The organism is Aeromicrobium fastidiosum (assembly GCF_017876595.1).
Classification (GTDB): domain Bacteria; phylum Actinomycetota; class Actinomycetes; order Propionibacteriales; family Nocardioidaceae; genus Aeromicrobium; species Aeromicrobium fastidiosum.
Genome location: NZ_JAGIOG010000001.1, coordinates 846,007 through 867,494, shown reverse-complemented (window position 1 = coordinate 867,494; position 21,488 = coordinate 846,007). Strand labels below are relative to the sequence as shown.

23 protein-coding genes and 1 riboswitch are annotated in these 21,488 nt (G+C 71.3%); of the genes, 13 read left to right on the top strand and 10 right to left on the bottom strand.

Translation table 11 applies throughout. The features are described from left to right. Window positions 1–23: 23 nt before the first annotated feature. The 5 genes from JOF40_RS04275 to JOF40_RS04255 are packed head-to-tail and all read left to right on the top strand — an operon-like array spanning window position 24 to window position 3,613. A complete protein-coding gene (locus JOF40_RS04275) occupies window positions 24–686 on the top strand; it encodes a glycosyltransferase family 2 protein (protein ID WP_209674377.1) in 663 nt (220 codons plus the stop codon). After that, entirely contained in the window at window positions 683–1,369 is a 687-nt protein-coding gene (locus JOF40_RS04270; protein WP_129180418.1) for a TIGR04282 family arsenosugar biosynthesis glycosyltransferase, read from the top strand. The genes JOF40_RS04275 and JOF40_RS04270 overlap by 4 nt, the downstream gene beginning before the upstream one ends. Then, complete coding sequence (locus tag JOF40_RS04265; protein ID WP_129180416.1) at window positions 1,366–2,010, top strand: methyltransferase domain-containing protein; 645 nt, start codon at window positions 1,366–1,368, stop codon at window positions 2,008–2,010. Before JOF40_RS04270 ends, JOF40_RS04265 begins: the two co-directional genes overlap by 4 nt. Next, window positions 2,007–3,176, top strand: a complete 1,170-nt coding sequence (locus JOF40_RS04260) for a molybdopterin-dependent oxidoreductase (RefSeq protein WP_209674375.1) — start codon at window positions 2,007–2,009, stop codon at window positions 3,174–3,176. Before JOF40_RS04265 ends, JOF40_RS04260 begins: the two co-directional genes overlap by 4 nt. Beyond that, window positions 3,173–3,613 carry a hypothetical protein gene (locus tag JOF40_RS04255; protein ID WP_129180414.1) on the top strand — a complete coding sequence of 147 codons (441 nt, stop codon included), beginning with the start codon at window positions 3,173–3,175 and terminating at the stop codon, window positions 3,611–3,613. The genes JOF40_RS04260 and JOF40_RS04255 overlap by 4 nt, the downstream gene beginning before the upstream one ends. Here JOF40_RS04255 and JOF40_RS04250 read toward each other — a convergent pair. Both JOF40_RS04250 and JOF40_RS04245 read right to left on the bottom strand, forming a co-directional pair. Beyond that, entirely contained in the window at window positions 3,565–4,044 is a 480-nt protein-coding gene (locus JOF40_RS04250; RefSeq protein ID WP_246152731.1) for a GNAT family N-acetyltransferase, read from the bottom strand. The two genes, JOF40_RS04255 and JOF40_RS04250, sit on opposite strands and share 49 nt — an antisense overlap. Then, a complete protein-coding gene (locus JOF40_RS04245) occupies window positions 4,041–4,586 on the bottom strand; it encodes a dihydrofolate reductase family protein (protein WP_129180412.1) in 546 nt (181 codons plus the stop codon). The genes JOF40_RS04250 and JOF40_RS04245 overlap by 4 nt, the downstream gene beginning before the upstream one ends. A gap of 47 nt (window positions 4,587–4,633) precedes the next feature. Between JOF40_RS04245 and dcd the strand changes: the two genes are divergently transcribed. From dcd to JOF40_RS04230, 3 genes are all read left to right on the top strand, one after another. Continuing rightward, a complete protein-coding gene (gene dcd / locus JOF40_RS04240) occupies window positions 4,634–5,209 on the top strand; it encodes a dCTP deaminase (RefSeq protein WP_129180410.1) in 576 nt (191 codons plus the stop codon). A gap of 112 nt (window positions 5,210–5,321) precedes the next feature. Beyond that, window positions 5,322–6,230 (top strand): pseudouridine-5'-phosphate glycosidase, encoded by a 909-nt coding sequence (locus JOF40_RS04235; protein WP_129180408.1) that lies wholly within the window; start codon window positions 5,322–5,324, stop codon window positions 6,228–6,230. Further along, window positions 6,227–7,054, top strand: coding sequence for a carbohydrate kinase family protein (locus tag JOF40_RS04230; RefSeq protein ID WP_129180406.1), 828 nt, complete (start codon window positions 6,227–6,229; stop codon window positions 7,052–7,054). Before JOF40_RS04235 ends, JOF40_RS04230 begins: the two co-directional genes overlap by 4 nt. 147 nt (window positions 7,055–7,201) lie before the next feature. Here the strand turns inward: JOF40_RS04230 and JOF40_RS04225 are convergent, their stop codons facing one another. From JOF40_RS04225 to JOF40_RS04210, 4 genes are all read right to left on the bottom strand, one after another. Further along, window positions 7,202–7,951 carry an alpha/beta fold hydrolase gene (locus JOF40_RS04225; protein WP_209674373.1) on the bottom strand — a complete coding sequence of 250 codons (750 nt, stop codon included), beginning with the start codon at window positions 7,949–7,951 and terminating at the stop codon, window positions 7,202–7,204. Continuing rightward, on the bottom strand, window positions 7,948–8,838 hold the full coding sequence (locus JOF40_RS04220; RefSeq protein ID WP_129180404.1) for a carbohydrate kinase family protein: 891 nt from the start codon (window positions 8,836–8,838) through the stop codon (window positions 7,948–7,950). The genes JOF40_RS04225 and JOF40_RS04220 overlap by 4 nt, the downstream gene beginning before the upstream one ends. Then, on the bottom strand, window positions 8,835–10,055 hold the full coding sequence (locus JOF40_RS04215; RefSeq protein WP_129180401.1) for an AGE family epimerase/isomerase: 1,221 nt from the start codon (window positions 10,053–10,055) through the stop codon (window positions 8,835–8,837). Before JOF40_RS04215 ends, JOF40_RS04220 begins: the two co-directional genes overlap by 4 nt. Window positions 10,056–10,182: 127 nt before the next feature. Then, window positions 10,183–11,430, bottom strand: coding sequence for a uracil-xanthine permease family protein (locus JOF40_RS04210; protein WP_129180399.1), 1,248 nt, complete (start codon window positions 11,428–11,430; stop codon window positions 10,183–10,185). An 83-nt stretch (window positions 11,431–11,513) separates the two neighbouring features. Here JOF40_RS04210 and JOF40_RS04205 point away from each other — a divergent pair, with 83 nt between their 5' ends. Continuing rightward, window positions 11,514–12,470: a zinc metalloprotease gene (locus JOF40_RS04205; protein ID WP_129180397.1), complete on the top strand. Its 957-nt coding sequence runs from the start codon at window positions 11,514–11,516 to the stop codon at window positions 12,468–12,470. Here JOF40_RS04205 and JOF40_RS04200 read toward each other — a convergent pair. From JOF40_RS04200 to JOF40_RS04185, 4 genes are all read right to left on the bottom strand, one after another. Then, window positions 12,464–12,850, bottom strand: coding sequence for a YchJ family protein (locus tag JOF40_RS04200; RefSeq protein ID WP_129180395.1), 387 nt, complete (start codon window positions 12,848–12,850; stop codon window positions 12,464–12,466). The two genes, JOF40_RS04205 and JOF40_RS04200, sit on opposite strands and share 7 nt — an antisense overlap. Before the next feature lie 230 nt (window positions 12,851–13,080). Beyond that, window positions 13,081–16,125 (bottom strand): (Fe-S)-binding protein, encoded by a 3,045-nt coding sequence (locus tag JOF40_RS04195; protein WP_129180393.1) that lies wholly within the window; start codon window positions 16,123–16,125, stop codon window positions 13,081–13,083. Window positions 16,126–16,277: 152 nt separating this feature from the next. Then, window positions 16,278–17,462 (bottom strand): MFS transporter, encoded by a 1,185-nt coding sequence (locus tag JOF40_RS04190; protein WP_129180391.1) that lies wholly within the window; start codon window positions 17,460–17,462, stop codon window positions 16,278–16,280. Between the two features lie 129 nt (window positions 17,463–17,591). Beyond that, on the bottom strand, window positions 17,592–18,137 hold the full coding sequence (locus tag JOF40_RS04185) for a DUF4916 domain-containing protein (RefSeq protein WP_129180389.1): 546 nt from the start codon (window positions 18,135–18,137) through the stop codon (window positions 17,592–17,594). Between the two features lie 161 nt (window positions 18,138–18,298). Between JOF40_RS04185 and JOF40_RS04180 the strand changes: the two genes are divergently transcribed. The 4 genes from JOF40_RS04180 to JOF40_RS04165 all read left to right on the top strand — a co-directional run bounded on the left by JOF40_RS04180 (window position 18,299) and on the right by JOF40_RS04165 (window position 21,445). After that, entirely contained in the window at window positions 18,299–18,571 is a 273-nt protein-coding gene (locus tag JOF40_RS04180) for a hypothetical protein (protein WP_129180387.1), read from the top strand. A gap of 38 nt (window positions 18,572–18,609) precedes the next feature. Further along, a riboswitch (TPP riboswitch) is annotated at window positions 18,610–18,720 on the top strand. Next, a complete protein-coding gene (locus tag JOF40_RS04175; protein WP_129180385.1) occupies window positions 18,710–19,342 on the top strand; it encodes an ECF transporter S component in 633 nt (210 codons plus the stop codon). It overlaps the preceding riboswitch by 11 nt. Window positions 19,343–19,361: 19 nt before the next feature. After that, window positions 19,362–20,753 carry an ATP-binding cassette domain-containing protein gene (locus JOF40_RS04170; RefSeq protein WP_129181891.1) on the top strand — a complete coding sequence of 464 codons (1,392 nt, stop codon included), beginning with the start codon at window positions 19,362–19,364 and terminating at the stop codon, window positions 20,751–20,753. Continuing rightward, window positions 20,750–21,445, top strand: a complete 696-nt coding sequence (locus JOF40_RS04165; protein WP_129180383.1) for an energy-coupling factor transporter transmembrane component T family protein — start codon at window positions 20,750–20,752, stop codon at window positions 21,443–21,445. Before JOF40_RS04170 ends, JOF40_RS04165 begins: the two co-directional genes overlap by 4 nt. Window positions 21,446–21,488: the final 43 nt, after the last annotated feature.

Here is a 21,488-nt window from a genome sequence, read left to right as displayed (position 1 = left end):
GCCACGCCCCCTAGGTTCGAATCATGACCATGAGCACCTGTGATGTCGTGATCCCGTGCCGGGACGAGGCGCTCGCCCTCCCGACCGTGCTCGCGCACGTCCCCGAGGGGTGGCACGTCATCGTGGTCGACAACGGCTCGACCGACGACACGGCCGACGTTGCCCGGTCGCTCGGTGCCACGGTCGTCACCGAGGACCGTCCCGGCTACGGGGCCGCGGTGCACGCCGGGATGCTCGCGGCGACGGCCGAGTTCGTCGCGGTGATCGACGGCGACGCGTCGATGCGTCTGGACGAGCTCGTGCCGATGCTGGACCTCGTGCGCGAAGGCACCGCGACGATGGCCGTCGGCCGCCGTCGCCCCGTCTCCCGCGGAGTGTGGCCCTGGCACGCGCGCGCCGGCACCAAGCTGCTCGCCGCGACGATCCGCCACCGCAGCGCGTTCGGCATCCACGACCTCGCCCCCATGCGGGTGTGTCGCCGCGCCGACCTGCTGGCGCTCGACGTGCAGGACCGCCGGTTCGGCTACCCGCTCGAGCTCATGCTCAAGGCTGCCAGCGCGGGCTGGACCGTCAGCGAGATCGACGTGTCGTACGACCGCCGGGCCGCGGGCACCAAGTCGAAGGTGTCCGGCTCGTTCAAGGGCACGGCCCGCGTCGCCCACGACTTCGCCAAGGTCATGCGATGACCGCCCCCACCGTCCTCGTCGTCGCCAAGGCCCCTGTCCCGGGCCTGGCCAAGACCCGCATCGCCTCGACTGTCGGCGACGACGTCGCGGCCGACCTCGCCGCGGCGGCGCTGCTCGACACGCTGGCCACGGCGACCGCCGTCGGCTGGCCCGTCGTCGTCGCCATGACCGGCGACCTCGACCGTGCCGCCCGCGCTGACGAGATCCGGGCCGCGCTCGAGCCGCTCGAGGTCGTCCCCCAGCGCGGCGAGGGCTTGGCCGAACGTCTCGCCAACGCCCACGCCGACGCCGGAGCCACCGACGGCATCGTGCAGGTCGGCATGGACACCCCGCAGCTGCTGGTCGCCGACTACCTCGACGCCGGCCGCATGGTCGAGCTCGGCAGCATCGTCGTCGGGCCCGCGACCGATGGCGGCTGGTGGCTGCTGGGACTGCCCGATCCGGCCCTCGCGCAGCGCCTGGTCGACGTGCCGATGTCGACCGACGAGACGGGTGCCAAGACCGTCGAGGCGCTCGGCGGCGAGGTCATCACGCTGCGCACCCTGCCCGACATGGACACCTGGGACGACGCCGTCGCGATCGCCGCGGACGTCCCCATCTCGCGCCTGGCCGATGCGGTGAGCCTCCACCGGGCCGCGGCACTCGGCGCGGCAGGGACAGACGCCGAGGAGTCGACACCATGAGCCTCGCCTTCGACCCGGTCAGCGCCTACGACGCGGCCTTCACGGGCAAGACCACCCACGTCGTCGACGACGGGGGTGGCGTCGAGCCGTTCGACGTCGCGATGTGGTCGTCCGAGCCCGACTGGGTCGACCGCGAGCTGTTCATCGACCCCTGCGACGCCGAGACGATCGACATCGGCTGCGGTCCGGGTCGCCTCGTGGGCGCTCTGGCGGCCCGGCACGTCTTCGCGATGGGCATCGACGTGTCGAAGGAGGCGGTGCGCCAGACCCGCGACCGGGGCGCCCTGGCGCTGCTGCGCGACGTCTACGCGACGATCCCCGGCGAGGGACGCTGGTCGTTCGCCCTCCTGGCCGATGGCAACCTGGGCATCGGCGGCGACCCCGTGCGTCTCCTCGCCCGGGTGGGCGAGGTGCTGGTGCCGGGTGGGCAGGTCATCGCCGAGGTCGCCGATCACGGTGCCGGCCTGGTGAGGGAGCGTCGCCGGCTGCGGGTCGACGGACGTCTCTCGGTGCCGTTCGACTGGGCCGTCGTGGGTCTCGACGCCATCGCGGACGTCGCGGCCTCCGCAGGCATGCGCGTGGTCTCGACACAGACCGCCGGAGGGCGTCACACTGCCACCATGGTCCGGAACCGCACGTGAGACTGCCCACCGTCGCTGACATCGAGCGACGGATACCGCGCCCGGACGACTTCGAGAGCCGCGCGCGAGGCACCGAGCTGACCGCCCGCGTCGGGACGGCTCTCGGCATCTGCTTCGCGATCTGCTTCCTGACCGGCATGTGGAGCCACCTGCAGTACAGCACCCCGGGCTGGCTGTCCCTGAGCCCGAACCCCACCCAGCTCTACCGGTGGACCCAGGGGCTGCACATCGTCTCGGGCACCGCGGCGATCCCGTTGCTGCTGGTCAAGCTGTGGTCGGTCTTCCCGCGCCTGTTCATCCGGCCCCCGCGGGGCGGTCGCGCACTGATCGTCGAGGGTCTCGAGCGGGTCTCGATCGCGGCGCTCATGGGCGCGACGTTCTTCATGCTCGCGAGCGGGACGCTCAACATCATCGGCTGGTACCCGTGGGAGTTCAGCTTCCGGCGCACGCACGAGGCCGTCGCGTGGGTCGCGATCGGCTCGCTGCTGGTGCACATCGGGGTCAAGCTGCCGGTCATCCGTCAGGCGCTGGGTGCCCCGATCGAGCACCCCGATCACGCGGACGACCCCGCCGCGCCCACCCGCCGCACGGTCATGCGCGGTGCGTTCCTGGCATCGGGGCTCGCCGTCGTCCTCACCGCGGGGCAGACCGTCCCGTGGCTGCGGCACCTGTCGGCGTTCTCGGTGCGCCCCGGCGACGGGCCCCAGGACCTGCCGGTCAACCGCACCGCGGCCGGTGCCGGTGCCGACAAGACCGCGGTCGACCCCGCCTGGCGGCTCGAGATCACCGCTGGTGACCGGACGGTCTCGCTGACCCGTGACGAACTGCTCGCGATGCCGCAGAGCACTCATCGCCTGCCCATCGCGTGCGTCGAGGGCTGGAGCCGCAACGCCACCTGGACGGGCGTGCCGGTGCGCGACCTGCTCGCGCTCGTCGGGGCCGACGCCCGCTCGGACGTCGTCGTGCGCTCGTTGCAGACGAAGGGCGCGTTCGGGTCGTCGCGCGTCGTCGGCAACGTCGTCGACGACGGACGCACCCTGCTGGCGCTCGAGCTCAACGGTGGGACGCTCGACATCGACCACGGCTACCCGGCCCGCCTCATCGCACCCAACCGTCCCGGGGTCTTCCAGACCAAGTGGATCAACCGCATCGAGGTGGACGCATGAGGGCCGTGCGCGCGCTGCTGGTGCTCGTCGGTGTCGGCGCCGGTCTCTGGGGTCTGTGGCTGATGCGCGACTTCACCCGCGAGCAGCTGACGTCCGAGGCCTTCTGGCTGGCTGGCGGGGTCGTGCTGCACGACGCGGTGCTGGCCCCCGTGGTCGTGCTGCTGGGCTACGGCGCGGCCAGGGTGCTCCCGGCACACTTCCGCAGCTCGTCGGCCACGGCCTTCCTGGTGTGGGGCACCCTCACGATCGCGTTCCTGCCGGTGCTGAGCGGGCAGGGCGGCAAGCCCGGCAACGACACGATCCTCGGCAAGCCGTACGTGCTGAGCTGGATCGTGCTGTCCCTCGTGCTCGTCGCGTACGCCGTCGGTGCCGCGCTGTGGCGTCGTCGTCAGACCAGCTCGAGCGACATGAAGACGCTCCACGGATCGGCTTCGTAGTCGCCGAACGGCTCGACGTACGTGAACCCGTGGCGCTCGTAGAGACTGCGGGCAGGGACGAACGGCGGGTTGCTGCCCGTCTCGAGGCTGACCCGCCGGTAGCCGCGCGCCCGGGCGACGTCGAGCAGGTGCGCCAGCACGAGGCTCGCGACCCCGCGGCCACGGAAGGCGTCCGCAGTGCGCATCGACTTGATCTCGGCGTGGGTCGGGTCGAGCTGCTTGAGCGCGCCGCAGCCCGCGAGGGTGTCGTCCGACCATGCGCTCCAGAACGTCACGCCGTCACCGCGCAGGCTGGCGACGTCGAGGGCGTGGACGCTCTCGGCCGGGGTGTGGCTGTGCATGTCGGTCAGGTGCTGCTCGAGCAGGGCGACGACCTCGGGGCCCGTGAGGTCGTCCTCGCGGATGACGAGATCGGTCACGCGCTCGGTCACCGGACGTGGTGGTGCAGGTGCACGATCTGGCCGAACCGGTGCTGGTCGACGAGCTCGAGATCGACGCGGACGCCGTCGGGCAGCCACCGCGCGCCCCCTCCGACCAGGATGGGGTGGGCGAAGGTGTGGATCTCGTCGACCAGCCCGGCCGCGATGGCCTGTCCCGCCAGCTCGGGCCCGCCGATCAGCACGTCGGTGTCGGACGCCGCGACGAGCGCCCGCACCGCGTCGACGTCGAAGTCGCGCTCGATGCGGGAGCGGGCGGTGGACGTCTCGGCGAGCGTCCGGGAGTAGACGACCTTGTCGGCCGCCTGCCACAGCTGTGCGAAGTCGACCATGAACGGGTCGGGATCGTCGACGGTCTCCCAGAACGACATGACCTCGTACATGCGCCGGCCGTACAGGTGCGTGCCCATCGGACGGATGACGTCGGCGATGTAGGCGTGCACCTGCTCGTCGGGCTGCGACCAGTCGAAGCTTCCCTCGGCGTCGGTCGCGTAGCCGTCGAGCGAGACGTTGCAGGAGTAGATGAGCCGGCCCATGGCATCACGGTAGCCACGTGCGTCACCGGATGCGTTAGTTTCGACTCGTGCTCCTCTCAGACCGAGACATCCTGGCCGAGATCGAGGCCGGACGGGTCGGCCTCGACCCCTTCGACCCCGGCATGATCCAGCCGTCCAGCATCGACGTCCGGCTCGACAAGTTCTTCCGGGTCTTCGACAACCACAAGTACCCGCACATCGACCCCGCGGCCGACCAGTCCGACCTGACGCGCGAGATCGAGGTCGCGTCGGGCGAGGAGTTCATCCTGCACCCCGGCGAGTTCGTGCTCGGCTCGACGTACGAGCTCGTGTCCCTGCCCGACGACATCGCCGCACGTCTCGAGGGCAAGTCGTCGCTCGGACGCCTGGGGCTCCTGACGCACTCGACCGCCGGCTTCATCGACCCCGGCTTCTCGGGGCACGTGACGCTCGAGCTGGCGAACGTCGCGACCCTGCCGATCAAGCTCTACCCGGGCATGAAGATCGGGCAGGTCTGCTACTTCCGGCTGTCGTCCGCGGCCGACAACCCGTACGGCTCGGAGAAGTACGGCTCGCGCTACCAGGGCCAGCGCGGCCCCACGGCGTCCCGCTCCCACGCCAACTTCCACCGCACCGAGATCTGAACCCCGCCCCCTTTCGCCGAGTGCTGGGGAGTGGACGTTCTGGGACGGCGTGTCCGACCAGTCCGCACCACTCGAGACCCGGAATGCACCACTCGACTCGTAGGCTTCTGGGGTGACTCTTCCCCTCAGCATCTCGCCCGCCGTGCAGTCCGCGCTCGACGAGGGACGGCCCGTTGTCGCGCTCGAGTCGACGATCATCTCGCACGGCCTGCCGCGCCCCGACAACCTGCACGCCGCCCGCCGCTTCGAGTCGATCCTGACCGGCGCGGGCGTCGTCCCGGCGACGATCGCGGTGCTCGACGGCGTGCTCAAGGCGGGTCTCACCGACGACGAGCTGGTGCGGGTCGCCGGCGAGGACATCCCCAAGCTGAGCGTGCGCGACCTGCCCATCGCGATCGCCCGCGGCGGCAGCGGGGCCACGACCGTCGCCGCGACGTCGTTCATCGCGAACCTCGCCGGCATCCGCGTGTTCGCGACCGGCGGGCTCGGCGGCGTCCACCGCGGCGCGTCCGAGACGTTCGACGAGTCGGCTGACCTGACGATCCTGTCGCAGGTGCCGATCACGGTGGTGTCGGCCGGGGTGAAGTCGATCCTCGACATCCCCGCGACGCTCGAGCGCCTCGAGACCCTGAGCGTCCCGGTGCTCGGCTACGGCACCGACCGGTTCCCGAGCTTCTGGCTGACCGACTCCGGCTTCGAGCTCGACTGGACCGTGCCGGACGCCGCCGCGGTCGCCGACGTCATGACCGCCCGCGACGCCCTCGGCCAGCAGGCCGGCATCCTCGTCGCCAACCCGCTGCCCGTGGCCGAGCAGCTCGATCCTGCGGTGCACGACCGGGCGCTCACGGACGCGTTGCGGATGGCCGACGAGCAGGGCCTGACGGGCAAGGAGGTCACGCCGTTCCTGCTGCTCACGATCGTCGAGCTGACCGGCGGCGAGAGCCTCGCGGTGAACCTCAAGATCGCCGAGAACAACATCCGGGTGGCGGGCGAGATCGCCCTGTCGTGGTCGGCGCGATGACGATCCTCGTCGTCGGCGACCTGGTTGACGACATCGGCGTGCGTCCGCTCGGGGCGGTCAACGCGGCCAGCGACACCGTCTCGGAGATCCGGATGACGGCGGGCGGTTCGGCCGCCAACGTCGCCGCCTGGCTGGGACACCTGGGTGCCGACGTGCGCTTCGTCGGACGCTGCGGGGCCGACGCGGTCGCGCGTCACACGTCCGCGCTCGTGGCGTATGGCGTGGACGCGCGGATCACGGGCGACCCCGACCTGCCGACCGCCACGATCGTCCTGACCTTGGATGACGATGCCGACCGCACGATGTACGTCGACCGTGCGGCCAACACGACCTTGTCGGCCCAGCACGTCCCCGACGACGTGTGGGACGACGTGGCGTGGCTGCACCTGACCGGCTACTCGTTCTTCGACGACGGGGTGCGTCCGCTGGCGCTCGAGCTCGTCGTCGAGGCGCGACGTCGCGGTGCCGGCGTCAGCATCGACCCGAGCTCGCTGGGCTTCGTCGAGGCGGCGGGACGCGAGGCCGTCGTCGAGTGGCTGGCGGATGCCGACCTGGTCTTCCCGAACGACGACGAGCAGGGCTTCCTGCGGCTCGACCGTGACGGCGTCGTGCTCACTCGCGGAGCGCAGGGTGCCTCGTTCGCGGGAGCGTCGGTCGCTGCGGCTCCGGCGGACGTCGTCGACACGGTCGGGGCCGGCGACGCGTTCGCCGCGGGCTTCCTCAGCCGCTGGGTGCCGGCCCGGGACGCCGATGCGTCGTTGCGGGCCGGCGCACAGGCCGCGGCGGGTTGCGTCTCGGTGCGCGGGGCCCGTCCGGTCGCCTGAACCAGCCAGTCGGGTGGGGGCGCCCCGTCCCCGAGGGTCGCCGAGTGGCGCAAACCCGTCCCCGAGCGGCGCAGTCTCGCGCGACACGCCGTCCCAGAATCGCGAAACTGCGCCACTCGCGGAACTCGCCGGAGGCCGGACGCGGGGTCAGTCGAACCAGGTGGCGATGGCCTCGCCGAGCTCGGGGGTGCTGGAGGCGCTGATGTGGTTGCCGGGCACCTCGACGAAGGTCGCGCGCCGAAGCGTTGCCGCGAGCTCGCGCCCTGCCTCCGGCTCGTCCTCCGACCCGCTGATGGCGAGCGTCGGCACCGTGATGGCCGCCAGCTGCTCGCGCGAGGTGTCGACGGGCGTCTCCAGCACGAGCAGCAGCGCCGCGGGATCGCCCTTGACCTTGCGCAGGAAGCCCTCCAGGAGCCAGTCCTGCGAGCCCCATTCGTGCTGCCCCAGGTTCTCGAGCACGTGCCGGAACCCGGTGCCCCGCCCCGATGCCTCGAGCAGCTGCTCGAACCCGGCACCGCCGACCGCTGCCCGCCGCGGAGTCGCACCGCGCACGAGCATCCGGATGATCGTGCGCGCGCCGAGCGAGTAGCCGCCGAGGTCGTAGTCGGTCAGGCCCAGGTGCTCGACGAGGGCCAGGGCGTCGTCGGTCAGCACGTCGGGCGGGTAGTCGGCGGGATCGCGCGACTTCGGGCTGTCGCCGTGACCGCGCATGTCGGGCATGATCACCCGGTGCCCGCGCTCGACCAGACGGGCGGCGTGACCGCTGCGCAGCCAGGCAACCGTGCCGGTCGTGAAGAAGCCGTGCAGCATCAGCACGGGGCGTCCCTCGCCGATCTCGCGGTACGCCAGCTCGGCTCCGTCCCGCCCCCGGAAGTGACGGGTCTCGACGTCCGTCACGGGGTCAGGTCGCGGGTGTGCGGCGGATCGGCCCCCGGACGCGAGCACGTGATCGCGGCTGCGCTCGAGGCGTACATCGCGAGATCCGTGAGCTCGGTGGCGTCGAGCTCGTCGGCCGCCGGCCAGTCGTAGGTCGCGCACCAGGCGAGCATCGCGGCCATGAACGAGTCGCCGGCCCCGATCGTGTCGACCACGCGGACGTCGGCCGGCGGGACGGACGCGAACGCGCCGGCCGTCGCGATGACAGCGCCGTCGCCGCCACAGGTGATCGCCACGATGCCGTGGTCGGCGGCGAGCCGGCGGGCCAGGTCGGCAGGCTCCTCCCCGGGAAACAGGGCGGCGGCGTCCTCGTCGCTCATCTTGATGATCGAGGCATGCGGCGCGATGGCCTCGAACACCCTCCGCCACACCTCGGGGTCGGGCTCGACGGCCAGGCGGACGTTGGGGTCGTACGACACCGGCACGCCGATGACGTCGGCCGCGAGCACCAGATCGGCCACGAGCGTCGCGCCGGGCTCGAGGGCGGTGCCGAGCGAGCCGACGTGCACGGCGTCGACCTCCGCCGGGTCGGGGAGGCCGGTGGGGTCCCACGTCAGGTCGAACTCGTAGGTCGCGCTGCCGTCGTCGGCCAGCGTCGCGGCCGCGGTCGAGGTGCGCTCGGGGACGGGCTCGAGCTCGAGCAGCGTGACGTCGGAGTCGGCGAGGTGCCACCGCAACCCGTCGCCGTACCTGTCGGGGCCGATCTGCGCGGCCAGCGCCGTGGGCACGTCGAGCCGGGCCAGGCCGACCGCGACGTTGAACGGCGAGCCGCCGGCATGGGGCTCGGGCTCGCGGCCGGGCCGCTGCACGACGTCGACCAGCGCCTCGCCGATGACCAGGACGGTCATGCGGATGCTTCACCGATCGTCAGCGCCGCGCTCGGCGACAGCGGCAGATCGGGCAGGGTCAGCGCGTTGAACGCGTGATACGCATCGGGCTTGCCGCGCCACGTGCGCGACGAGCTGCCCATCGTCGGCGACAGCTCGTGGTGCCACGACCCCGTCGCGTCGTCGACGAAGTGCTCGGCGATCTCGGCCCACCAGCGGCTCGCCAGGCCCGCGTAGAGCGCGCCGCCGGTGTAGGTGCTGAGCGCCTCGGCGGCCAGCACGGCCTCGGCCATGACCCAGTGGAACCGCTCGCGGACGACGGGCTCGCCGTGCCAGTCGGTCGTGTAGGCCAGGCCGGGGGTGTCGTCCTCGGCGGTGTCGTCGACGGCCTGGGCGAACAGCGCCTCAGCGGCCTCGACGATCCACGGCCGGGGCTCGTCGAGGCTCGCTGCGAGCTGGACGAGGAGCCGCGACCACTCGAAGGCGTGACCGGGCGTCGCGCCGTACGGCCGGAACGGGTCGGCCGGCGACTCGACGTTGTACTCCGGCACCGGCGTCCAGTCGTGGTCGTAGTGCTCGGGGATGCGCCAGCCGTGCGAGCGCGCGTGGATGCCGATGATGCGCTCGCAGATCGACAGGGCGCGCTCGTGCCATCCCGGGTCTCCCGTGACGTCGCCGGTCACGAGGTACGCCTCGACGGTGTGCATGTTGCTGTTGGCACCGCGGTAGGGGTCGATCTGCGACCAGTCGCGGCTCAGCGACTCGACGCACCGGCCGGACTCGTGCTCCCAGAACCGGTGGAGGTGCAGGTCGGTCGCCTCGTCGAGCAGCGCCTGTGCGCCCGCGATGCCTGCGGCGACGGCGGTCGCGGCGGCCAGCAGCACATGGGCGTGGCCGTAGCAACGCTTGTCGGTGTCGTCGGTGTGGCCGTCGGTGTCGACCTCGTCGAACCAGCCGCCGTGCTCGTCGTCGTGGAGCAGCGTCCGCAGCCCCGTGATGCCGTGCTCGGCGAGCCGCTCGGCGTCATCGGCGCCGTCGAGGTGGGCGAGCGCGAAGACGTACGTCATGCGGGCGTTGATCCACAGCTCGAGACCCTTGTCGGGATCGGGTTCGCCGGCGTCGTCGAGCCACACGAATCCGCCGTCCGGACGCTCGGCGCGTCGTGCGAAGGCCAGCAGGTCGGCGCGGGCGGCGTGTCGCCAGGAGGGGCTCCCGGACGAGCCGTCGGTGGTCACCATGCACCCACCGTACGACCCGTCCGCCGAGTGGCGCATTCTCGCGGTTTCGAGACGGCGATTCCCGCCAGATTGCGCCACTCGGGGACGGGATTGCGCCGCTCGGGCGCGCGGAGCGGACGGGGCGGGGTCAGCCGCGGAGGCGCTGGAGGATCCGCATCGCGTGGTAGACCACGACTGCGGCGATCGTGCCGAGGGCGATGCCGGTGAACGTCATGTCGCCGGCGCTCAGCGTGAGGTTGCCGATGCCGATGACCAGCGCGATCGCGGCCGGGTACTGGTTGACCGGCTGCGTGAAGTCGACGTGGTTGTCCATCCAGATCTTGACGCCGATCAGGCCGATGAGTCCGTACAGCGCGACCGTCACGCCGCCGAGCACACCGGTCGGGATCGTGTTGAGCAGCGCGCCGAACTTGGGCGACAGTCCCAGCACGATCGCCACGATCGCCGCGACCCAGTAGGCCGCTGTCGAGAAGACCCGGGTCGCGGTCATGACGCCGATGTTCTCGCCGTACGTCGTCGTGGCCGAGCCACCGCCCATGCCGGCGACCGCGGTGGCGAGACCGTCCGCGAGCAGCGCGGGGCCGGTCTTGGCGTTGAGGGACGGGTCGTCGGTCAGGTGCGCGACGCTGCGGACGTGCCCGACGTTCTCGGCCACGAGCACCAGCACGACCGGCAGGAACATCGGCACGACCGACCATGTGATGCTCGGCGACGTGAACTCGGGCAGGCCGACCCACGAGGCGTCGCCGACCTGGCTGAAGTCGAGTTGTCCACCGATCGCGGCGGCCACGTAGCCGACGACGACCCCGATCAGGATCGACAGCCGCGCCACGAGGCCGCGGAAGGCCACGGCCACGACGATGATCGTGGCCAGCGTGATCGTCGCGATCCACGGGGCGGTCGCGTAGTTGGTCGTCGCGACGCCCGACAGGTTGAGCCCGATCAGCGCCACGATGGCACCGGTCACGACCGGCGGCATGAGCGCCTCGATCCAGCCCGTGCCGGTGACGGTCACGAGCGCGCCGACCGCGGCGAGCAACAGCCCCGTGACGACGAGTCCGAACAGCGCTGCACCCATGTCGTCGGACTGCATCGACGCCTGGATCGGCGCGATGAACGCGAACGATGAGCCGAGGTAGCTGGGCAGGCGGTTGCCCGTGAGCAGCAGGAACAGGATCGTTCCGATGCCCGAGAAGAACAGGGTTGTCGTGGGCGGGAAGCCCGTCAGCAGCGGCACCAGGAACGTCGCGCCGAACATCGCCACGACGTGCTGCCCGCCGAAGCCGATCGTGCGCGGCCAGGTGAGGCGCTCGCCCGGCCGGACGAAGTCTCCGTCGGCGATGCTCTTGCCGTCGCCGTGCAGTGTCCAGCTCACGTGATGTCCTCTCGTCGGCCCGGTGCCGCGTCACATCGTAGGGGTTCGCGACGGGGTGACCCGTTCGCGGGGAGAATGGCCAGGTGGCCGGACGCTGGAGGGACGCCCTGCTCCTCGCCGAGCCGCGTCGGCGCCGGCGGGTCGCCCGGCTGGTTCGCCGCCTCGAACGTCTCGAGCGCAAGGGGACGCGTCCCGGACCATGCGACCACCGGATCGCCGACCCGGTGCAGGCCCCGGCCGGGGAGCGCGGCCACAGGCGAGCGGCCACGGCGGTCGCCGTGCTGGTCCTGCTACTCGGCGGCCTGTTCGTGTCTTCGCTGCTCCGCGACGGCATGCGTGGCGGCGGGGTCTTTCCCGATCGTCCAGCCGACGCGGCCGACGCGCCGTTGGGCACGCCGAGCCCGGGCCGCGGCACTGCCGAGGGCGACAGCGACGCCTACGCCTTCACGGCCACGCAGGAGGGCGATGCCGCGCCGGTGACGTACGACCCGTGCGTGCCGATCCACGTGGTCGTCGACCCGCGCACGATGGTGAAGGACGGGATGAGGCTGCTCGACGAGGCGCTCGAGCGGGTGCGCGAGGCGACCGGCCTGGTGTTCGTGGTCGACGGACTCGTCGAAGGGAGCGAGACCGCGCCAGAGGACGGTGACAAGGATGCGGACGACCTGCGAGGCCCCGACGGCGGCTGGGCACCCGTCGCCGTGACGTGGAGCGACCCCGGCGCGTCGCCGACGCTCGACGACCGGGTCGCGGGCTACGCGGGCAGCGCCTCGGTCGAGCGCGACGGCCACCGCTGGTTCGTCACGGGCTCGGTGGTGCTCGACGGCCCCCAGCTCGAGGAGATCCTCGACCGCCGGGGCGGATGGCGGTCGGCGCGCGCCATCGTGATGCACGAGGTGGGCCACCTCGTCGGGCTCGACCACGTCGACGCGCCGGGCCAGCTGATGCAGCCCGAGGGGGACGGCAGGCTCGACGAGTGGGGCGCGGGCGACCGCACGGGTCTCGCGGCTCTGGGCAGCGGTCGCTGCGTCGACTACTGACCCCGCACCCCGTCGAGGTAGAACCAGAGGCCGTCCTCGCGTGAGAAGCGGCTGACCTCGTGCTGGCTGCCGGCTCCAGCGGGCGAGCGGTGGAAGGCCTCGAACTCGACGACACCCGACGTGTCGAACGGGCCCCCCTCGCGGGTCGCCCGGACGTCGAGGCGGTACCAGCGCTGGTCGGGGTCGAGGTCGAGCGAGACCGGTCGGGTCGAAGCGTGCCACGTGGCGACCAGGTAGGCGGTGTCACCCACGGCGAAGGCGCTATACCGCGATCGCATGAGCTGCTCGGCGGTCTGGGCCACCGCCGATCCGGTGTGCAACCGGCCGCAGCAGTCGTCGTACGTGAGGCCGCTGAGGCAGGGGCAACGAGTCGCTGACATTTTTCCATTCTCCCCCGTGACCCGCCGTGGGGAGCATCGTTGAACTTTTCGAACCGGGCACACTCCCTCCCGCCCGGTTGCGACGCTGGTCCTCCCAGATCAGCAGAAGTCCGACCCGTGGCTCCCTCCCGGTCGGACTTTTCGCATGTCGGGGGTCGGACGAACGAGATCGGGGAGCTTCTCAGTCACTGGGTGACCGGGAAGCTCCCCGATGAGGGTCGCGCCAGGGGTTACTTCTTCGGCTCGCCGTCCTCGACGTCGTCGAACGACAGTTGCGTCGCCGCCTCGCTGAGGTCGCTGCCGCTCGGGTTCGCGTCGCTGAGCGGGGCGACGTCGTCGTCGACCGGATCGGCCGTCGTCTCGCCGTCCTCGACCGCGATGACCTCGGCAGGTGCCTCGACCGTCGTGGCGACGGCTTCGGTGGTCGGGGCCTCGGTCGCCTCGGCCTCCTCCTCGCGTGCCTCCTCCTCGACCGGCTCGGTCTCGTCGGGGGCGGCGGTGACCTCCTCGGCGGGCGACTCCTCCGGCTCCGGCTCGGACTCGGCGGTGTCGGCCTCCGCGGCCGGTGCGTCGTCGGACGGGGTGAGGTCGGTGTTGACCGGGCCGACGTTGGCCCAGGCGGCCTTCTCCTTCTCGGACGCCTCGCGGTCGTCCGTCTCGGCCTCGGCGGCGTCGACGGCACCCTCATCGGAGGCGGCCTTCGCCTCGTCGGCGGCAGCGACCTCCGCGTTGGACGGTGCCTCCGCGCGGGCATCGGCGTTGCGGGGCTCGACGGGAGCCGCCGATTCGTCGGCGTGGCCGCCGCCCTGCTCGTCGACCTTGACGTTGTTGTCGGCCGCGAGCTTCTGATCTGCGGCGTCGCTCTTCTCGGACGGCTCGTCGAGCTCGTCGACGTCGGTCGTGTCCTTGTCGTCCGGATCGCCCTCGGTGTGTGCCTCGGCGGCCGCACCGACGTCCTCGGTCTCGGTGATCGAGTCGGGATCGGCGGCGTCCGACGCGTCGGGCTCGGCATCCGTCGCGGGGTCAGCGGCAGCGGCGGCGGTCGCGGCCTCCGCCTCCGCGACGACGTCGGCGTCATCGGCCTGCGTCGGCTCGACGACGGGCTCGGGCCCACGCTTGACGCCGGCCAGCAGCATCTGGGCGACGTCGAGCACCTCGACCTCCTCGCGCGCGGCACCCTCGGACTGCTTGAGGGTCAGGCCGTCCGACATCATGACGCGGCAGAACGGGCAGCCGACCGCGATCTGGTCGGCGCCGGTGGCGATGGCCTCCTCGGTGCGGTTGACGTTGATGCGCGAGCCGATCGTCTCCTCCATCCACATGCGGGCACCACCGGCGCCGCAGCAGAAGGACTTCTCGGAGTTGCGCGGCATCTCGGTGAACTCGGCACCGGGGATGATGCTGAGCAGCTCGCGCGGCGGCTCGTACACCTTGTTGTGACGGCCCAGGAAGCACGGGTCGTGGTACGTGATCTTCTTCTTCTCCTCGCCGGCGACGGGCGGGCGAGGCGTCAGCTTGCCCTCCCGCACGAGGCGGTTGAGCAGCTGCGTGTGGTGGACGACCTCGAGCTCGACGCCGAACTCGGCGTACTCGTTCTTGAGCGAGTTGAAGCAGTGGGCGCAGGTCGAGACGACCTTCTTGACCTTGGTCTCCTTGAACACCTCGGCGTTCTGCATCGCGAGCTGCTGGAAGACGATCTCGTTGCCCGCGCGGCGGGCCGGGTCGCCCGTGCAGGTCTCGCCGTCACCCAGGACGGCGAACGTCACGCCGGCCATGTCGAGCAGCTCGGCGACGGCCTGCGTCGTCTTCTTGGCGCGGTCCTCGTAGGCGCCGGCGCAGCCGACCCAGAACAGCCACTCGACCTCGTCGAGGTCCTCGACGTCGCGTCCGACCTGCTTGACCTCGAAGTCGAGGCCCTTGGTCCAGTCCATCCGGTCCTTGGGGGACATGCCCCACGGGTTCCCCTTGCGCTCGAGGCCCTTGAAGATGTTGTTGAGCTCGGCTGGGAAGTTCGACTCGACGAGCACCTGGAAGCGGCGCATGTCGTCGATGTGGTCGACGTGCTCGATGTCGACGGGGCACTGCTGCACGCAGGCACCGCAGTTGGTGCACGACCACAGCACGTCGGGGTCGATGACGCCGTAGACCGACTCGTCACCGATGAGGGGACGCTCGAGCTCGGCCTTCTGCTCGTCGGTGAGCTTGTCCTTCTCCTCGTCGGAGAGCGACAGCAGCGGTGCCTTGGCGTAGGCGTGCTCGCGCAGACCCAGCACGAGCAGCTTGGGCGACAGGGGCTTGTCGGTGGCCCAGGCGGGGCACTGCTCCTGGCAGCGTCCGCACTCGGTGCAGGTCGTGAAGTCGAGGATGCCCTTCCAGGTGAAGTCCTCGATCTTGCCGACGCCGAGCTTCTCGAAGTCCTCCTCCTCGAGGTCTTCCATCGTCTCCATGTCGAGCGGCTTGCCCTGGATGTAGATGGGCTGCAGGCCGCCGAGGGCCGTGCTGCCGTCGCTGTTGCGCTTGAACCAGATGTTCGGCCAGGCCGTGAAGCGGTGCCAGGCGACGCCCATCGTGAGGTTGCGGGCGATGACGATGAGCCAGACCATCGCGAGCGTGATCTTGAACATCGCGACGAAGAAGACGACGTTCTCGAGGCCCTTCTCCGACTCGGGGTAGAGCAGGTCGCCGACGTACGAGCTGAGCGGGAAGTGCGCGCGTCCGCCGTGCTCGCCGCCGTGGAAGTTCTCGATGAGCTTGTACTCGGCACCGCGGATGAACAGGATCGCCGCGCCCTCGAGCATCGCCATGGCCTCGACGAAGTAGGCCTGCCAGAACGTCGAGCCGAAGAAGCGGCTCTTGCGGTCGAGGCGACGCGGGTGGTTCCACTGACGGACGGCGATGAGGTAGACGATGCCGATCGTGCTGAGCAGTCCGAGGCCCTCGGCGGCCCATTCGTAGAGGTAGAAGTGTCCGATGATGGGCCAGGCGAACTCGGGGTCGAAGAGCTGGAAGTAGCCCTGCAGCACGGCGGTGCTGAGCAGCACGAACGCCGCGTAGACGAACCAGTGGGCGACCGCGACGGCCTTCTTCTGGAACATCCGGGTGTGCCCGAACGTCTCGATCAGCATGTTGGCGGTGCGCTTGGCCGGGTTGTCCCGTCGGCCGACGAGCGGACGGCCCGTGCGCAGCACCTTCAGCATGTCGCGCACGGCCTTGGTGGTGAGTGGCAGCGCCACGGCAGTGATGACAAGCGAGACGACGATCGCGACGACCTGCATGAAGGTCCCTACTCTCTAACGACGAGCCGGGTCAGACGGCGACCCTGACAGTAGGGCTGACATTAACCGGTCGGTAACTTCCGCGCCCAGTAAGGCTTGCCAAACGGTCGAAGAGTGAACGGGCTCACACTGCGGTGTTCCAGCAGTCGGGATCAGGCCGCGCGTCGCTCGCCGCGGACGGGCACGAGCGGGATCGCGAGGAGCGGGAAGATCGCGACCGCGGCGAAGGCGAACCCGTAGCCCCGTCCCTCGACGAGTGCCCCGACCACCGGCGGGACGAGCGCGGAGACGACGTACTGGCCGGTGTTCTGCAGGCCCATCGCCCGGCCCGACCAGAACGGTCCGCCGATCTCGGCGACCGAGGTGAACGCCAGACCGTTGTCGGCGACCGTGATGGCCGTCGCGATGACGATCAGCGCGATGCCGAGCGGGGTGCCCGACAGGAGTCCCAGCGCGAGCATCGTGGTGGCGGCGGCGATCGCCACGACCCGCATGGGCCCGAGCCGGCTGCCGACGTGGTCGGACCACCAGCCGGCGGCGATGCGTCCGCCCGCGCCCAGCACCTGGGTCGAGGCGACGAGCGCGCTCGCCGCGAACGTCGACCAGCCCTTGTCGTCGATCAGCCACACCAGCATGTACGTCCAGACCGTGAACTGCGGGACGACCAGCAGTGCCGAGGCCAGGTGGATGCGTGCCAGGCGGTGGTCACGGCGGTACGGATTGGCGAGCTGACCGGCGTCGGCCGCCTGCGCCCGGGTCGGACGCGGCGGATCGACGATCAGGGTCGCGCACGACACGGCGGCCGCGAGGGTGATGCCGCCGACCACCAGCAGCGTGGTGCGCAGGCCGTCGGCCTCGACGAGGTTGGGGATCAGCAGGGCGGCCGATCCGACGCCGAGCGGCAGGGCCGTCTGCCGGATGCCCATCGCGGTGCCGCGGCGGTGGGCGGGGAACCAACCGACCACGACTCGTCCGCTGGCGGAGTTGGTGCTGCCGGCACCGATGCCCCCGAGCAGGAACCACAGCGCCAGCGCCGTCAGCGAGGTCGAGAACGCCGCTCCGACCGCACCGGCCGTGACGACGGCGAGTCCGATCGTCATCGACGCGCGCTCGCCGATGCGGTCGACCACGAGGCCCCAGACGACGAGCGAGACGGTGATGCCGACGAACGGCGCAGCGACGATGACGCCGGCCTCGCGCAGCGACAGTCCGCGGTCGTCGCGCAGGAAGGTGATCAGGAACGGTGCGCCGTTGACGAAGATCGTGCCGGCGACCTGGCCGAGCATCGAGACACCGAGCATCAGCCACTTGTCGGGCGTGCGGGTCTCGGAGGTCATGTCCACATCCTGATACGAATCGTCTCAGGATTCAGACTACTCCTGTCCGCGAGGGCGGTGCGCTGGCGTCCACGGCGGCGACCGAGGTGGACGCCAGCGCACCGCCCTCGCGGGTCAGCAGGGCGGGCGTCAGTGGTCGAGGGCACCCACGTGGGCGAGGGCCTGCTTCAGCAGCGACCCGCGTCCGCCCTCCATGTCGGCCAGCACGTCGGGGTGCGCGGCCTCCTGGGGTGTGAGCCAGGTGAGCTCGAGGGCGTCCTGGCGCGGGTTGCACTCGCCCGTGACGGCGACGACGTAGGCCAGGGCCACGGCGTGCTGGCGTGGGTCGTGCAACGGGGTGACGCCCGGGAACGGGAAGTACTCCGCGACCGTGAACGGGACGATCGACGTCGGCAGCTGCGGGAAGGCCGTGGGTCCGAGGTCCTTCTCGAGGTTGCGCAGCAGCGCGTCGCGCACCGACTCGCCGTGCAGCACGCGGCCCGACACCAGGGTGCGGGTCATCGCGCCTGTCGTGGCCGAACCGCGCAGCAGGACGCCGATGTGCTCGACGGTGCCGTGGGCGTCGATCCGCACGGGGACGGCCTCGACGTACAGGATGGGCACCCGCGCGCGCGTCTCGTCGAGCGCGAACTCGGGGAGCCAGCCGGGATTCGGGTCAGGGGTGCGCACGGACATGGCCACATTCTGTCCCATGAGGGCACATGCCGGGCGGTGTGCCACGGCGGGGCGCGAACGGATGCGACGTCGGGTCGTGACGCGTGGACGAGGCGTACGACACATGCCGAGCTTGCGTAACCGCTGGTCAGATGGCGTAACCAGCAGTTACCTTGTGCTCCGTGACGAAGACTGCAGACGGCGCTCCCCTCACTGCCGTTTCCCTGGCGGTCGAGGCTGTCGCGATCCTGGTGTCGTTGGAGAAGGACGCGCTCGTCGCCGCCCTCCGCCCCCTCGAGGAGCTGGTCTCGTCGACCTCCAACGAGCTGGCGCTGCTCATCGTGTCGCAGCTGTGCGCCGGTGTGACGCTGGGCTGCGCCGATCTGCTCGGCGTCAATGCCGGCCGGCTGGTCCGCGACGCCGGCGCGGCCATGACGGGCGCCGATCGGCTCTGACCCGTCACGCCGACGGCAGGTGGATGGGTAGACTCGTCGGCACACGACAGGGGAGCGCCACCGCAGAGGGCGCTGAGAGTGCGGATCCGCCGCAGACCCTTGAACCTGCACCGGTTAGTACCGGCGAAGGGAGTCACGATGAGTTCTGCCACCACGTCCACGACGGGGTTCGACGTGCGATATCGCACGATCGACCTGGTCACCATCACGACCCTGGGTGTCGCCTTCGGCGTCATCTTCTGGGGCTGGGGCAAGCTGTACGAGCCGCTCAGCGGGCTCGCGGTCTTCTCCTATCCACCCAGCTCGGCACTGCTCGGCGGGGTGTGGCTGTCGGCCGGCGTCGTCGGCGGCCTGATCGTCCGCAAGCCCGGCGCGGCGTTCGCGACCGAGTTCATCGCCGCGACCGTCTCGGTCTTCATCATCGGCGGCACGCAGTGGGGCTTCAGCGTCTTCGCCTCAGGCTTCTGGCAGGGCCTCGGTGCCGAGCTGATCTTCTTGGCGTTCTTCGCCTCGCGCCTGTCGTTCCGGCGCTGGGGAGTCGTCGTCGCCGTCCTCGCCGGTGCCCTGGCCGGAGCGCTGGAGTCGTTCTACGAGTGGAGCGCCTACATCCCCGACTACTCCATGGGCGCCAAGCTCGCGCACCTCGGCTTCTTCATGCTGTCGGGAGCCGTGATCGCCGGGGTGGGTGGCTTCGCGCTCGTCAAGGCGCTGGCCCGGGCCGGTGTGCTCGACGCGTTCCCGGTCGGACGCGAACAGACCGTCGAGGTCTAGACAGCGGGCCGTGGACGTCATGGGTCGGGGCGGCATCCGCCTCCGCGACGTCACGTGGCGACCGATCGGGCGACGGCTCCCGGTGATCGCCGGGCTCGACCTCGAGGTCGAGCCCGGCGAGCGGGTGCTGCTGGTCGGGCCGAGCGGGGCCGGCAAGTCGACGATCCTGCACGTTCTCGCCGGTGCCCTGGGCTCGACCATCGCCGGTGACCTCGACGGCTCGATCGAGGTCGACGGCCGCCTGGGCCTGCTCCTGCAGAACCCGGCGGACACCGTCGTGGCCGAGCGCATGGGACGCGATGTGGCGTTCGGTCCCGAGAACGCGGGAATGCCGCGGGACGAGATCTGGCGGCGCGTCGACGAGTGTCTCGCGGCGGTCGGTCTGACCTACGGTCGCGACCACTTCACGGCCGCACTCTCCGGCGGCGAGCAGCAGAGGCTCGCGCTGGCCGGGGTGCTGGCGATGCGGCCGGACGTCCTGCTGCTCGACGAGCCGACCTCGATGCTCGACGCCGACACCGCGACGAGTGTCCGCGAGGCGATCCTGGCGGCGGCGGGCGACCGCACCCTGGTCGTCGTCGAGCACCGCATCGAGCCGTGGCTGCCGCACGTCGACCGCGTCGTGGTGCTCGGTGTGGGTGGCGTCGTCGTCAGTGACGGCACCGTCGGCGCCTTCCTCGCCGGTCCGTGGCCGGCAGGGGTGTGGATGCCGGGCCTGCCCACCCCTGCACCCCTCGACGTCCCGACCGAGCTGGTGCGTCCGGGTGCTGAGCCGATCGCGGTCACGGCCACCGATGTGTCGGTCGAGCTCGTCATGAGGACGCTCCGGGGCACGCAGCGCTCGCAGGCGCTGACCGGGCTGACGGCAGGTCTTGCCCCGGGCCGGGTCACGGGTTTCACCGGTCCCAGCGGGGCGGGCAAGTCGACCGCGCTCGCGGTGCTCGGCGGACTGCTGAAACCCAAGAACGGCATCGTGACGCCTGAGCTGCGACGCCGCCGATCCGTCGAGCTCGCGTCGATCGTGGGCTGGGTGCCGCAGAACCCCGAGCACGGCTTCCTCACCACGACGGTGCTGGCCGAGATCGAGCTCACCGCCGCCCGCGTCGGTCGCACGGTCGACGCCGCGGCGGTGCTCGAGGTCTTCGGCCTGGAGCGCTACGCGGCGTCCAACCCGTACCGGCTGTCGGGCGGCGAGCAGCGGCGGCTGGCGCTGGCGGCAGCGCTCGCGCACCGGCCGGCGGTCGTCCTGCTCGACGAGCCGACGGTCGGCCAGGACCCTGCGACGTGGTCCGCGGTCGCCGGCTGGATCGTGTCGTCGCGCGCGGCGGGAGCGACGGTCGGTGTGTCGACCCACGACGCCGACCTCGACCTCGACGTCGACCACCGCATGCGGTCGGGAGCGCTGGCGTGAGGACCGCCGTGCTGCGGGTCAACCCGCTGGCCCAGCTGTCGGTGGGGCTGTTCTCCCTGCTGGGATCGTTGTGGATCGACAGCCTGCCGGTCGCGCTGACGGCACTCGGTGCGTACGTGCTGGTCGCGGCTGTGCTGCTGCCGGGCTGGCGCTATCCGCTCGTGTGCCTCGCCTTCACGTCGATCGCCGCCCTCACGATCGTCTACTCGACATGGCGGGTCGGCGGGCGCGACCTCGACGTCGCCGCGACGGCAGGTCTGCGGATCGTCGTGCTGGCGTGGCCGGGCTCGGTCGTGGCCGGCTACGTCGACCCGTCGCGGCTGGCCGACTACCTCGCGCAGACGCTGCGCCTGCCTGCCCGCCTGATCGCGGCGCTCGCTGCGGCGCTGCAGAAGTTCACGGGGTTCGGCCTCGCCTGGCAGCAGCTGGAGCGGGTGCGGCGCGTGCGGGGCTTCGGGCCCGGACGCAGTCCCGTCGCCAACGGCCGGCACGCCGCCAACATGTCGTTCGCGCTGCTGGTGCACGCGATGCGCGGGGCGACGGCGGCCTCGATCGCGATGGACGCCCGTGGCTTCGCCACCGCCCAGGCGCGCACGTGGGCGTTGCCCGCACCCTGGGCGCGCGGCGATGTCGTCGCAATCGTCGTGGCGGTCGCGCTCGGTGCCGTCCCGGTCGTCGTCCGCTTGGTCTGACCCCGCCGGGGACGGATCTTTCGATGTTTCTGGTGCTGGGGCG